The sequence below is a fragment of the Shewanella olleyana genome (assembly GCF_023283825.1).
Classification (GTDB): domain Bacteria; phylum Pseudomonadota; class Gammaproteobacteria; order Enterobacterales; family Shewanellaceae; genus Shewanella; species Shewanella olleyana.
The window spans coordinates 35,952-48,485 of record NZ_JAKILD010000012.1; the positions used below are offsets into that span (position 1 = coordinate 35,952).

General features: G+C 41.6%; 10 protein-coding genes. 2 read left to right on the forward strand and 8 right to left on the reverse strand.

All coding sequences use genetic code 11. The features are described 5' to 3' along the window. Positions 1-38: 38 nt before the first annotated feature. The 5 genes from L2735_RS10185 to pepA form a co-directional block, all read right to left on the reverse strand. Positions 39-1,565, reverse strand: a complete 1,527-nt coding sequence (locus L2735_RS10185) for an MFS transporter (RefSeq protein WP_248984604.1) — start codon at positions 1,563-1,565, stop codon at positions 39-41. Positions 1,566-1,744: 179 nt separating this feature from the next. Next, complete coding sequence (locus L2735_RS10190; RefSeq protein ID WP_248984605.1) at positions 1,745-2,080, reverse strand: PBPRA1643 family SWIM/SEC-C metal-binding motif protein; 336 nt, start codon at positions 2,078-2,080, stop codon at positions 1,745-1,747. 273 nt (positions 2,081-2,353) lie between these two features. After that, complete coding sequence (locus tag L2735_RS10195; RefSeq protein ID WP_248984606.1) at positions 2,354-5,269, reverse strand: valine--tRNA ligase; 2,916 nt, start codon at positions 5,267-5,269, stop codon at positions 2,354-2,356. A 58-nt stretch (positions 5,270-5,327) separates the two neighbouring features. Next, positions 5,328-5,780: a DNA polymerase III subunit chi gene (locus tag L2735_RS10200; RefSeq protein WP_248984607.1), complete on the reverse strand. Its 453-nt coding sequence runs from the start codon at positions 5,778-5,780 to the stop codon at positions 5,328-5,330. Between the two features lie 192 nt (positions 5,781-5,972). Next, positions 5,973-7,481: a leucyl aminopeptidase gene (gene pepA, locus L2735_RS10205; RefSeq protein WP_248984608.1), complete on the reverse strand. Its 1,509-nt coding sequence runs from the start codon at positions 7,479-7,481 to the stop codon at positions 5,973-5,975. 254 nt (positions 7,482-7,735) lie between these two features. On the opposite strand from pepA, the gene lptF reads away from it, so the two are divergent. Then, positions 7,736-8,848, forward strand: coding sequence for an LPS export ABC transporter permease LptF (gene lptF, locus L2735_RS10210; protein ID WP_248984609.1), 1,113 nt, complete (start codon positions 7,736-7,738; stop codon positions 8,846-8,848). Then, on the forward strand, positions 8,845-9,903 hold the full coding sequence (lptG, locus tag L2735_RS10215) for an LPS export ABC transporter permease LptG (RefSeq protein WP_248984610.1): 1,059 nt from the start codon (positions 8,845-8,847) through the stop codon (positions 9,901-9,903). Before lptF ends, lptG begins: the two co-directional genes overlap by 4 nt. A gap of 184 nt (positions 9,904-10,087) precedes the next feature. Here the strand turns inward: lptG and L2735_RS10220 are convergent, their stop codons facing one another. From L2735_RS10220 to L2735_RS10230, 3 genes are all read right to left on the reverse strand, one after another. Continuing rightward, the gene (locus tag L2735_RS10220; protein WP_248984611.1) at positions 10,088-11,197 is read right to left on the reverse strand and encodes a GGDEF domain-containing protein; all 1,110 of its coding nucleotides are present in this window, start codon (positions 11,195-11,197) and stop codon (positions 10,088-10,090) included. 498 nt (positions 11,198-11,695) lie between these two features. After that, a complete protein-coding gene (locus tag L2735_RS10225; RefSeq protein ID WP_248984612.1) occupies positions 11,696-12,205 on the reverse strand; it encodes an RDD family protein in 510 nt (169 codons plus the stop codon). 14 nt (positions 12,206-12,219) lie between these two features. Beyond that, positions 12,220-12,486 (reverse strand): DUF2960 domain-containing protein, encoded by a 267-nt coding sequence (locus L2735_RS10230; RefSeq protein ID WP_153913603.1) that lies wholly within the window; start codon positions 12,484-12,486, stop codon positions 12,220-12,222. Positions 12,487-12,534: the final 48 nt, after the last annotated feature.

Below are 12,534 nucleotides of genomic sequence, written 5' to 3' on the forward strand. Positions count from 1 at the left end.
GCTTTACCATCAACTTATTTTAAAAATTAAAATTAGAATCAGCTTTGTTGTAAACGATATAACCATTTACCGTACAAGAAAATCCCGACAGCAGAAATAGTACCGATAGCGGCAATGATGTACCACGCCATACCGATATTATGGGTGTTATAAAGTAAGGTCGTTAGTTCTTGAGCTGGTTCTCCAGTAAAGGCAACTAAGGTACTAAAAGCTTCACCTTGCGGGATGGCGGCAACTGTTGCTGCATCCATACCGCGCTCACCTAATAGCTGTAATGAAAATATCTCTTTTGATGCGTACATTTCATATAGCTTAGGACCAAAATAACCTTCTAATGTCCAGCCTATCCCTTGAGGTAACATCACAAAGCCAAGATACATGGCTTTTTTACCTTCAGGAGCGATATTGCCCATAAATTCGTTTTTCTTCGGGCTAATCATCATTTCGCCAAAAGAGAATAGGGCGATGGCTAAAACAATCATCCAAGCTGCATTGGTTGCGCCAATTAATACAAATGCCAGAATACTCAGTAAACAACCGCCAAGCATGGCCGTGGTAATTCGGTACTTAGCAGTAAGCGCAGCAACCAAGAAACACGTAGTCATGATCATACCGGCATTCAAGTTAAGCATGCCTTCAGGCATGACTTTAGTACCGGTGTTATCTAGTCCAAGCCAGAATTGGAAAAAGCCATTAGATGTACCTTCAGGGCCAAATAAAGAGGTCACAATCACACTGGTATCGACCCACTCAGCAATGTGAATAGGTAATACGTCGAACAAGGCATTAAATAAGAACCAGAAGCCTGCAAACACTAGCATGTAGTAGATAACCACAGGCTTTTTCAGTTCATGCAGTGCATCACGCCATAGTGCTTCTTGTTTGATTTCACCGCTTTTAATTTTACGGTTTCGCTCTAAACGTTCTTCTTTACCTGGCTCTTTGTAGGCCAGCAAAAATAGAAAGTTAAGTGAGATAATCGCGGCGCAGGCATAAAACACATTGTCCCAAGAAAGCTGACGCATATGTACAGCAACTAACGGGCCTAAGAAGCCACCAATATTAACCACTTGGTAAAAGATACCCCAAGCCATTGAGGTGTTTTGCCTTCCCGTTGAGAGAACTAAGGTTCCTTGGATCCCTGGCTTAAATATCCCGGTACCTGCAGCGAGCAGTATCGCCCCAAAGAGGAAACCATAAAAGCTTGGGAACAGTGCCATCACCAAATAACCACAGATCTTGATTATGGTGGAGGCAAAAATTGTTTCTTTGTAACCAACGCGATCTGAGATACCGCCGGTAAACACAGGAATAAAGGTTTGCATCATTGCCCAGATAGCAATAATAACACCGTAATCGCTAAGGCTGATCCCTAAGCCGCCTTCAGAAACCGGTGTTTTCGCGTATAAGCCCGCACTGGCTTTTACACCGTAGTAAGCAATACGTTCAACCAGCTCCATGCCGCCGACGATCCAAAATATATAACTTAAGCTGGCAATAGATGCCCACATTCCCAGCTGTTTAACTTCACTTAGGTCGTTACCTGAGTGTGAATTGTTACTCATGTCTCACCCTTTATTATAATTGTTATTAACAATAGGTCGGCAGACACTTTACCTAATTTAACTGGATTTACCAAAGCAACAATGAGGGAATAACAAATTATTTAATTGGTGGTGGATTTTTTGCACAAAAAAGCGAGCTTAATGCTCGCTTGTAAATAAAGTGTTGCTAGGTAAAGAGCTTATCCGCAGCACTTTTTGTATTTTTTGCCGCTGCCACAAATACATGGATCGTTACGGTTGATTTTCGCTTCAGCAGTAATCGCTTTAGGCTTATTCAAAATCCCTTCAAGTTGGAGGATATCTTCAGCCACTTCTGGATTGATAGTAATATTTGCCACTAACTTTTGCTGCTCGACAATAAGCTGAACTGCTTGCTGGCGTTCCTCAGTTTGAACAGTTAGTGCAAGTGGGTTAGTGGGTGTACCGACTTTAGCTTGTCGCTTAGTATTATAACCACTTTCGCCATAGGCAGGTTTTGGCGTTTGACGGCCTTTAAAGAAAAATTTGTCTGACATGATCGTACCTGCCCATCGTAAATATTAAGAGTGTAAAACAGTTTTAATAACGGCAATTTAAAACTGCGGTTATTGAAAAATAGAACCAGAGGCGAAGCTTTATACAGGACTTGAGCTTGTTTGCCTAATAAAAAATGGATTCAATGCTAATAAGTAGAGGTATATAACCGTCCATAGTTGAATTAAGGAAGCACCCTCAATTTCGCTGTGTTGCAAATAAAAAAGCTACCAATAAAAATTGATAGCTTTCCTCATTGCAATTGCTGCTAGAATTTAGCCTTCGAGCTTAGCAAGCTCAGCCTTCTGCTCAGTAAGCTTTTCAATATCGCGTTGATATTCAGCTTGCTTAGCGCGTTCTTTTTCAATAACGGCAGCAGGTGCTTTAGCAACAAAACCTTGGTTAGATAACTTACCTTCAATACGTTTAAACTCACCTGCAGCTTTTTCAAGTAACTTGTCGATACGGGCAACTTCTTTAGCCACATCGATAAGCCCTGCCATAGGGATTAATAGCTCCATGTCACCCACAAGCTGTGTGGTAGACATTGGCGCAGTTTCACCGTCAGCAAGAATAGTCATAGACTCAAGTTTTGCTAGGGTTTTAAAGAAGGTTTGGTTTGCTTCAATACGCGCTTTATCTTGCTCACTTACGCCACGTAATAGTGCATTAAGTGGTTTAGAAGGGGCAATATTTAGCTCGGCGCGGATATTACGCACAGCAGTAATGACTTGCTTAACCCATTCAAGATCTTCCATCGCTTGGTCATCAACTTTAGCAGCATCAAACTCAGGGAATGCAGCTAGCATTAATGTGTCACCTTCAACACCTGCAAGCGGTTTAACACGCTGCCAAATGGTTTCAGTAAGGTAAGGCATCATTGGGTGCATTAAGCGCTGCATTTGTTCTAATACAGTGACCAAAGTATGACGAGTACCACGAAGCTGAGCTTCAGTGCCATTTTGCATAACAGGCTTAGTTAATTCTAAGTACCAGTCACAGAATTGGTTCCAAGTGAACTCGTAAATGGTATTTGCTGCTAAGTCGAAACGGTAGTTAGCCATATGCTCGTCATAGGCTTTAACGGTTTGATTAAACAAACCGATAATCCAACGATCAGCAAGTGACAGTTCCATTTCACCAGGCTTGCCATCAACAAGTAATTGACCACAATCTAATGCTTCGCCAATCGCATCTTCATCAGCACCTTCAGTTTGCACTTCGGTGTTCATTAATACGTAGCGTGAGGCGTTCCAAATCTTGTTACAGAAGCTACGGTAACCATCTAAGCGTTTCATGTCCCAGTTGATGTCGCGACCTGTTGAAGCCATTGATGCTAAGGTAAAGCGCAATGCATCAGTACCATGTGGCTCGATACCTTCAGCAAACTCTTTACGGGTACTTTTTTCAATTTTTGCGGCCATTTTAGGCTGCATCATATTGCCAGTACGCTTTTCAACTAATGACTCAAGGTCGATACCGTCAATCATATCAAGCGGATCAAGGACATTACCTTTAGACTTTGACATCTTATTACCGGCTTCATCACGGATAAGTCCGGTGACGTAAACCGTTTTGAATGGCACTTGTGGTTTACCGTTTTCATCTTTGATGAAATGCATGGTCATCATGATCATGCGGGCAACCCAGAAGAAGATAATGTCAAAGCCTGTAACCAACACATCTGTTGGGTGGAATGCTTTTAACTCTTCAGTATTTTTTGGCCAACCTAAAGTTGAGAATGTCCATAACGCAGAGCTAAACCATGTATCTAATACATCGTTGTCTTGGCGTAGTACCACCGAGTCATCTAGTTTATGTTTAGTGCGAACTTCTGTTTCGTCACGCCCAACATAGACTTTTCCTGACTCGTCATACCATGCAGGGATACGATGTCCCCACCAAAGCTGACGTGAGATACACCAGTCTTGAATATCGCGCATCCAAGAGTTGTACATGTTCTCGTATTGCTGCGGTACAAACTTAATGTCGCCATTATCAACCGCTTCCATGGCCGTTTTAGCCATAGGTGCAACTGATACATACCATTGGTCGGTCAGTAATGGTTCGATTACCACACCAGAGCGATCGCCGTATGGCACTTTAAGTCCATGTGGATCAATTTTACCCAATAGACCTAAAGTTTCGAATTCTTCAACAATGGCTTTACGAGCTGCAAAACGCTCAAGACCTGCATAACGCTCAGGTAAACTGTTATCTAAATCGTTATTTGCAGTGCCGTCAGTATTAACCACTTCAGCTTCACTGCGAATGTCAGCATTGATGGTTAATATGTTAAACATAGGCAAAGCGTGACGCTTACCGACTTCATAATCGTTAAAGTCATGAGCTGGAGTGATTTTCACACAGCCAGTACCAAATTCCATGTCGACATAGTCGTCAGCAACGATTGGGATAAGACGGTTAACAATTGGCAGTAGAATGAACTTGCCAATTAATGACTGGTAACGTTCGTCATCTGGATGTACAGCAACAGCGCTATCGCCTAGCATGGTTTCTGGACGAGTCGTTGCCACTTCTAAGTAGTCTTTACCGTCAGCAGTCAATGCGCCTTCAGCAAGCGGGTAGCGGAAATGCCACATGCTGCCTTGCTTTTCTTTGTTTTCAACTTCTAAGTCTGAAATTGCGGTGTGTAGTTTTGGATCCCAGTTAACCAGACGTTTACCACGGTAAATTAATTCATCATCATATAAACGTACAAACACTTCTTGTACGGCTTCAGACATGCCTTCATCCATAGTAAAACGTTCACGTTCCCAATCTACCGATGCGCCAAGGCGACGTAGTTGTTTGGTGATAGTTCCGCCAGATTCTTTTTTCCAGTCCCAGATGCGATCGATGAAGTTTTCACGACCTAAATCGTGACGGCCTAAACCTTCTTCAGCAAACACTTTACGCTCAACCAGCATTTGGGTAGCAATACCTGCGTGATCAGTACCCACTTGCCAAAGGGTATTTTTACCCTTCATGCGTTGATAACGAGTCAACGTATCCATAATGGTGTCTTGGAATGCATGACCCATGTGCAAGCTACCCGTCACATTCGGTGGCGGGATCATGATGCAATAATTACCTTTTGACTCATCGCCATGTGGTTTGAAGTAGCCTTGCTCTTCCCAGTTTTGGTAAAGAGATTGCTCAATTGACTGCGGATTATATGTTTTTTCCATGGGATTTTTGTTTTCTCAATCTAAATTAATAGTTGGTATTGTTAACGAATCAACTGGCTTAAACGCCAGTGAACTCAGTTGTAGTGAGTTCAATGCCTAATTGCTTGTATTCACGATAGCGAGCACGTGCAATTTGTTTAAGCGCATCATCATTAGCAACAAAATCGATAATATGCGGAAAGTTAACCGCAAATGATGGCACTTGATCTGCGAGGTTAATGAGTAAATGACGACTTTTATTGGCGCCTAATTTATCAAAACCAATTTCGACAGGTGAACCGGTTACAGGTCCTTCCCCTTTTAAATTGTGAGGAACAAATGCCGTTGGCTCAAATTGCCAAAGTAATTCGTCAATGGCGTATGCCTGCTGTTTATCTTGGCAATGAATATAAATTAATTGCTGCTGACGGTAATGCTTTTCTGCTAATTGGCAGGCGCTTAACAATACACTTTCGATAGCACTGGGCTGTGTATTGATGGCGGGCATTAAGTAAAACAGAGTCTTTGGCATGCTTTTACTATATTTGACGAAGTAAAGACGGATTTTACACTAAAAGCAACTCGTGGGGCTAGGGCGGACAGCGGTTAAATTAACATTTAGATGTGTTTGTTATTTAATTCATTTAGAAAAATAAAAAAGGTGAAGAATTGCTTCTTCACCTTTTCTTATAAAGCTCAATCTATCGGCTTGCTTCAATAAGGCTTATTCGCCTTGATCTACACCTGCGCGATTGATTAGGAACTGACTTAATAATGGTACAGGACGACCTGTTGACCCTTTATTTGCGCCACTATTCCATGCAGTACCAGCAACATCAATATGTGCCCAGTTATATTTCTTAGTAAAGCGAGATAAGAAACATGCTGCAGTAATAGAACCTGCTGGACGACCGCCTAAGTTAGTCATGTCAGCAAATGGGCTTTCAAGCATTTCTTGGTACTCATCCCAAATCGGCATGCGCCATGCGCGGTCACCAGATTGTTCGCCCGCATTTAACAGCTCGTGAGCTAATGGGTTGTGAGATGAGAATAAACCTGAAGCGTGCTTACCGAGTGCGATAACACATGCACCCGTTAGCGTAGCAGTATCAATGACTAATTCAGGGTCGAAACGTTCTACATAAGTTAGAACATCACATAATACTAAGCGACCTTCAGCATCGGTATTAAGCACTTCAACAGTTTGACCTGACATGGTAGTAAGGATATCACCAGGGCGGTATGCATCACCTGCAGGCATGTTTTCACAACCCGCAAGAATACCAATAACGTTGATTGGCAAATTCATTTCACATAAAGCTTTCATCGTGCCGATAACACCGGCTGCCCCGCCCATGTCATATTTCATCTCATCCATACCATCGCCTGGTTTTAATGAGATGCCGCCTGAATCGAAGGTTAAACCTTTACCCACAAGCACAATTGGCTTTTCAGTTTCATCAACCGCGCCTTTGTATTCCATTATGGTCATGATTGATTCATTAGCACTTGCACGGCCCACTGCTAAGTATGAATTCATACCTAGTTTAGCCATTTGTTCTTCACCAATGGTGGTAACAGTTAAGTTCTCATGAACTTCACCAATCTGACGAGCTTGAGAAGCTAAATAAGCAGGGTTACAAATGTTTGGTGGCATGTTTGCCACATCACGACATAAGTCCATACCTGCAGCAACTGCCATTCCGTGCTCAATAGCACGTTCGCCGATGGTCAGTTCACGACGAGTCGGAACATTGAATACCATTTTACGAAGTGGACGACGAGTTTCGCCTTTGCGGGTTTTTAAGGTATCGAAACTGTATAAACTGTTATAAGTTGTTTCAACAGCTTGGCGCACTTTCCAATATGTGTCGCGACCTTTAACGTGTAATTCAGTTAGGAAACAAACAGCTTCCATTGAACCAGTTTCATTTAAAGTGTTAATGGTTTTGGTGATAATTTGTTTGTATTGGCGCTCATCGAGTTCACGCTCTTTGCCACAACCGACTAACAAAACGCGCTCACTGAGCACGTTTGGTACATGATGCAACAATAGCATCTGTCCTGGTTTGCCTTCTAAATCACCACGTCGAAGTAGGTTACTGATGTAACCTTCACTGATTTTATCCAATTGCTCTGCGATACCAGATAAACGACGAGGTTCGTATACACCGACAACGATACAAGCTGAACGTTGCTTTTCGGGGCTGCCGCTCTTTACGCTAAACTCCATGAGCACTCCTAGATTATTAAAGACAAATTTTTATATTTATTAGATAATGTTTTAATTAGGCCTGTTAGGCCATATTTACAAACCTTTAAGGAAATAAATCCTTGGTAATTTTCTGCTACGCAGCTAAATGAATTACACTTAAAGAAGCTCACGAGCTGGTCAGAAAACTATCAATAACTGCTAAAAGCAGACATTTTATAGTGAACTTACTCTGATACCAGCAAAAAGACAAGTTTAGACAGTGGATCCTACCTGTGATTGTATTTAGATACTTGATCGTTGAAGTTTTAAAAGCCCAATTTGCGATACTTTTGGTGCTGTTAACTATTTTTATTAGCCAGCAATTTGTACGTGTATTAGGGGATGCCTCAGATGGCGATTTCCCTGCATCTTTAGTGCTGACATTGTTAGGGCTTAATCTACCGCAACTTACCGTACTGGTACTGCCGCTGAGTTTTTTCTTAGCGATTTTGCTTGCTCATGGGCGAATGTATGCCGAAAACGAAATGGTGGTACTCCATGGCGTTGGCATTAGTGAATGGTATGTGACACGAGTGACCTTGCTTATTGCAGTCGCTAACTTAGTGTTTACTGGTATTTTATCGCTTTATGTCGGACCCTGGGCCGAAGAGAAGCAAAACCAAGTGTTAGAGCAGGCTCAGTCTGAAGCGGGTCTAGCAGCTATTGTGCAAGGGCGTTTTCAAGCAAGCCCCAATGGCCGAGCCGTATTATTCGTTGAAAAAATATCGAAATCCAATGAGTTACAAAAAGTTTTTGTAGCGCAACTTCCTGATCCTGAAGATGAAGAAGGCCTCACTAATATTGTGGTGTCTGAGCAAGGTCGAGTGGTCGAAGATCGCTTTGGTAGTCAACAGTTACAGCTTGATAACGGTATTCGTTATCAGGGCAGTGCCCATCATCTTGATTACCAAATGATTGAGTTTGGTGGTTATCGAATGGAAATTAAAGAGCAGGAAGTTGATGAAAGGCGCAGAAAGTTATCAGCTTTGCCTGTTAATGAGCTATTAAGTACCCCTGGGCCTGAAGCTGTTGCTGAATTCCAGTGGCGTCTTGCATTGCCACTGGCTATTCCATTAATGACACTCATTGCTGTGCCATTAGCGAGGGTGAATGTCAGACAAGGTAAGTTTGCCAAGATGTTCCCCGCGATATTATTGTACCTTGGATATTTTGGTTTGATGGTCGCTGGGCGTAAAGCATTAGAAGATGAAGTCATTCCGCTAGCGTTAGGTATGTGGTGGATCCATGGTTCTGCTCTGGTGATGGGCTTGTTTTTACTGGGTAAAGAGCGTCCAAGTGGGGCTAAAATACTGCAAAGCTTTAAGCGCAAGCAGGTGGCATCATGAAGATATTAGATCTCTATATTGCGCGCGTTATTATTAGCACATCAGCTTTGTGTCTACTTATCTTGACAGGCTTGTCCGGTATTATTAAGTGGGTAGATCAGTTACGAGTGGTAGGGCGCGGTGCTTATACCATGTTGGATGCGATGATTTATGTCATCTTCTTAATTCCGCGTGATATTGAAATGTTCTTTCCTATTGCGGTGTTACTAGGCGCATTAATCGGTATGGGAATGCTTGCGTCAAATTCTGAGCTTGTGGTGATGCAAGCGTCAGGCATGTCACGTCTACAAATTACTATTTCAGCGATGAAAACCGCTATTCCGCTGATGATTATCGTGATGGCGTTAGGTGAGTGGGGCGCACCCGTTGCAGAGCGAAGCGCTAAAGAGTTACAAGCCACCAAAGTGTCTGGCGGCAGCTTGATAAAATCCCATCGAGGGGTTTGGGCTCGAGATGGTGATTTATTCGTTAATATTGGTGAAGTTGAAACCATCAACACCCTCAATAACATCACCTTTTATGAATTTGACGATGATTTAAAGCTAAAGACCATGACCCAAGCAATGCGAGCTAACTTTGCTAATGGTGTCTGGCGTTTATTCGACGTTAAAAATACCCACATTACCGAAGACCAAATTACCTTGGAGTACCAAGAAGAGCGTGTATGGAACTCGACATTGACGCCAGACAAATTAAGTGTGGTGTCAGTAAAGCCTGAAGCATTAAGTATTCAGGGCTTGATTGGTTATTTGGATTATTTGAAAGTGAACCAACAAGATCCAAGTCGATATGAGCTAGCGCTGTGGCGTAAAATTATGCAACCCATTACCGTTGCAGTAATGATACTCGTGGCATTGTCATTTGTGTTTGGTCCTTTAAGAACGGTAACTATGGGCGCCAGGGTGTTACTGGGTGTTGTTGCAGGTTTCAGCTTTTATATCTGTAGTGAAATATTTGGGCCATTAAGTATTGTTTATGGCTTACCTGCATACATTAGTGCCAGTATGCCTGCGGTGTTGTTTAGTGCAGGGGCGCTATATTTTATTAGGAAATAAGCTGCATTAGGAAATAACCAGCATTAGAAGATAAGCTGTATCAAGGATTAATCAGGGGGCCTAGGTGCCTCGAGCTTTATTCGGTGTCTAACTCAGCAACAATAAAATAAACTAAAACCAGCCAAATAATGGCTGGTTTTTTTATGCCTTCAAATAGAATTACGCTTTATAAGGGTAAGTTGAGTTAACTCGCTTTTTTCGGGTAAACACTGTCTCTACCATGTTCTTTAGCATAATAGAGGTACTCGTCAGCTTGGGATATGGCGGAGTCGACAGAGTGAGTGATATCAGCTTTACCTATACCAATACTCACAGTGATAGGAATGGTGATATTTTCATAAACAATCGGATTGGCATGAATGATATTTCTGATCTTTTCGGCCACTTCATAAGCGTCCTCAAAAGGAGTTTGCGGTAGTAAAATTAAAAATTCTTCCCCACCCCAGCGCGAAATCATATCTTGTTTGCGTAAAGTGCCAACAAATAATTTAGCCAGTTTTACTAATACTTCGTCACCATAAGAATGGCCATATTGATCATTAACTTGCTTAAAAAAATCAACATCAATCAATAAAATGCTCATCGAATGTTTATTGCGTAATACTCTGGCATATTCATAGCTAAGTTGCTCCATCATCGCACGGCGATTTGGAATATTGGTGAGGTGATCACGAAGGGCTTGTTGCTCAAATTTTTCGCTGAGCTGTTTTACGTGCAAGAAAGATTGATGGCGCGAGTATTCATAATAACCTGCTAAAAACGTTAAGGTCATTAATGAGTAAAGCACACGGGTTTTAAATTCGTAAGTGTAAGTGGCTAATAATAATTCATCATTAGGGTAAAACATTATTAGGCAATAACAGGCAATAAATATGAGGGTGTTTCTAAGTCCACCTTTTAAACCACCAAAAAACATCATCACAGGTGGGACTAAAAATATCCATAATGGTCCAGTGTTGTTTGCTCCTCCGCTATAAACTAGATACAGCATTAACGTAAGTAAACTTAGCTGAATCAGGGTGCTAGAAGTTTCGAACCTGTACTGTTTGAGGAAAAGCCAATGATTTTGTAGCGAGAGAAAAAACAAGATACTGGAGAGCAATAATACCATCGCGAGGGTGGAGTTATTGTCAATATATGCATTGATGCCGAGAATAAAGGTAATTGAAAACCCAACCATACCAAACCAATTAATAATCAGGATTTTATGACGTTTTTCAGGATCGTCATAAAGCTCTGTACCTCGGTTCAGATAGTTTAAAAGCAATTTTTTAATCGCAATTATGGTATTCAAAGTTTTCCGTTCATCCCTTTACGCAATATATTCCATTAATAAACTGAAAGCCGTTTCTTCCTAAGATACTCCACTATATCAATCTCGCCAAGTAACAATCGTATGTTGGCTTATACCAATCAGTATAAGAATGTGAACATTCTTACTGGTTAAAATCCTTTAAAACTTCGCTATAAATTTTGTAGGTAGAGCAACTAGCTAGCGGCAATTTCTGCCTTGAACTAAGCGATTTTTGCTACGCAATATCTGATCACTTATTTCTCCCGATTGGTAATAATGTGTTTGTCTCTGGAAGTTTACTGTTGCTTTATGACGTACCTAAAGCACTCAGCACTGAGAGATTGGGGTAAAGATTAAGCATGAAAAAAGCCAATTGATTAAACAATTGGCTTTAATGGGATGGCTCTTGCTACAAAAGTAAAACTGACTCTTTATAAAATAGTTTTATGCGCTAAGCCTTAAATACCAAGTCCAAGTCCTAAGTCTTAAATGCTAAGTCTAGGCGCCATGCCAATTTCGCATTTGGTTGGCTTCAACAGATAAAACCACAACTTCAGAGCGAGTCATTTTATCTTGTAAGGCCAGTTTGTCTGGATTAATCAGGATAAATAAATTGCCTATTCCTGCAAAAGACCAAACCACACGGGCGACAGCGGTAATAAAACTTAAGTTTTGCCCATTTGGGTGTTGTACTTTCAAACGCCAAGCACGCATGCCTAATGTTTGTCCACCACGGCTCCAAAATATAGCGTAAAAGCCAGCTACACAAATCACTAACCAAAGTTGGTAAAAGCCTTGGTAAAGCGGTGTTTGGTTTAGTAAATCAGAAACATGTTCATGGCCATTAATACTGATAACACCAGTGCTGGTTAAGCCAAAAAAGAGTCCGAAGCCAATCACACCTGCAACCATATAAACGGCTACTGCAAGTAAAGCATCATAAATCATAGCGCCACAGCGTTTGATAAAGCTGGCTCGAGGAAAGTTCGCGTGTTCTGAATTAATCATGTAAACCCTTTGAATTAGCTAGTTGGTGTTTCTTCGTCGTCTTCTCTGACAAATTTAATGCTGCTAAATCCAAAACGAGCAAACTCAGTTTTACGGAATTCTTTTTCAGCCTTAGCGCCTTTTTTTGAGGTCATCGCTACTTGTTGTTCCATCGCTAGAAAGCGGGTTAAATCTATGCCTTCGGCTTCAGCTGCGGCTTCATATAAGTCATGATGAATGTCATAGCTAAACGGGATAACTTTGGTTTTACCTTTAAAGATATAAATGACTTGGCGAGCCATGGAAACTCCTAAAATCGGGTTCTGAGGTATGAGTGGAAATAAACTCAT

Excerpts from the sequence above, each read along its gene's own strand:
- L2735_RS10225 (WP_248984612.1), bottom strand. The coding sequence starts at position 12,205 with ATGATTAATTCAGAACACGCGAACTTTCCTCGAGCCAGCTTTATCAAA.
- L2735_RS10190 (WP_248984605.1), bottom strand. The coding sequence starts at position 2,080 with ATGTCAGACAAATTTTTCTTTAAAGGCCGTCAAACGCCAAAACCTGCC.
- L2735_RS10185 (WP_248984604.1), bottom strand. The coding sequence starts at position 1,565 with ATGAGTAACAATTCACACTCAGGTAACGACCTAAGTGAAGTTAAACAG.
- pepA (WP_248984608.1), bottom strand. The coding sequence starts at position 7,481 with ATGGAGTTTAGCGTAAAGAGCGGCAGCCCCGAAAAGCAACGTTCAGCT.
- L2735_RS10200 (WP_248984607.1), bottom strand. The coding sequence starts at position 5,780 with ATGCCAAAGACTCTGTTTTACTTAATGCCCGCCATCAATACACAGCCC.
- lptG (WP_248984610.1), top strand. The coding sequence starts at position 8,845 with ATGAAGATATTAGATCTCTATATTGCGCGCGTTATTATTAGCACATCA.
- L2735_RS10230 (WP_153913603.1), bottom strand. The coding sequence starts at position 12,486 with ATGGCTCGCCAAGTCATTTATATCTTTAAAGGTAAAACCAAAGTTATC.
- L2735_RS10195 (WP_248984606.1), bottom strand. The coding sequence starts at position 5,269 with ATGGAAAAAACATATAATCCGCAGTCAATTGAGCAATCTCTTTACCAA.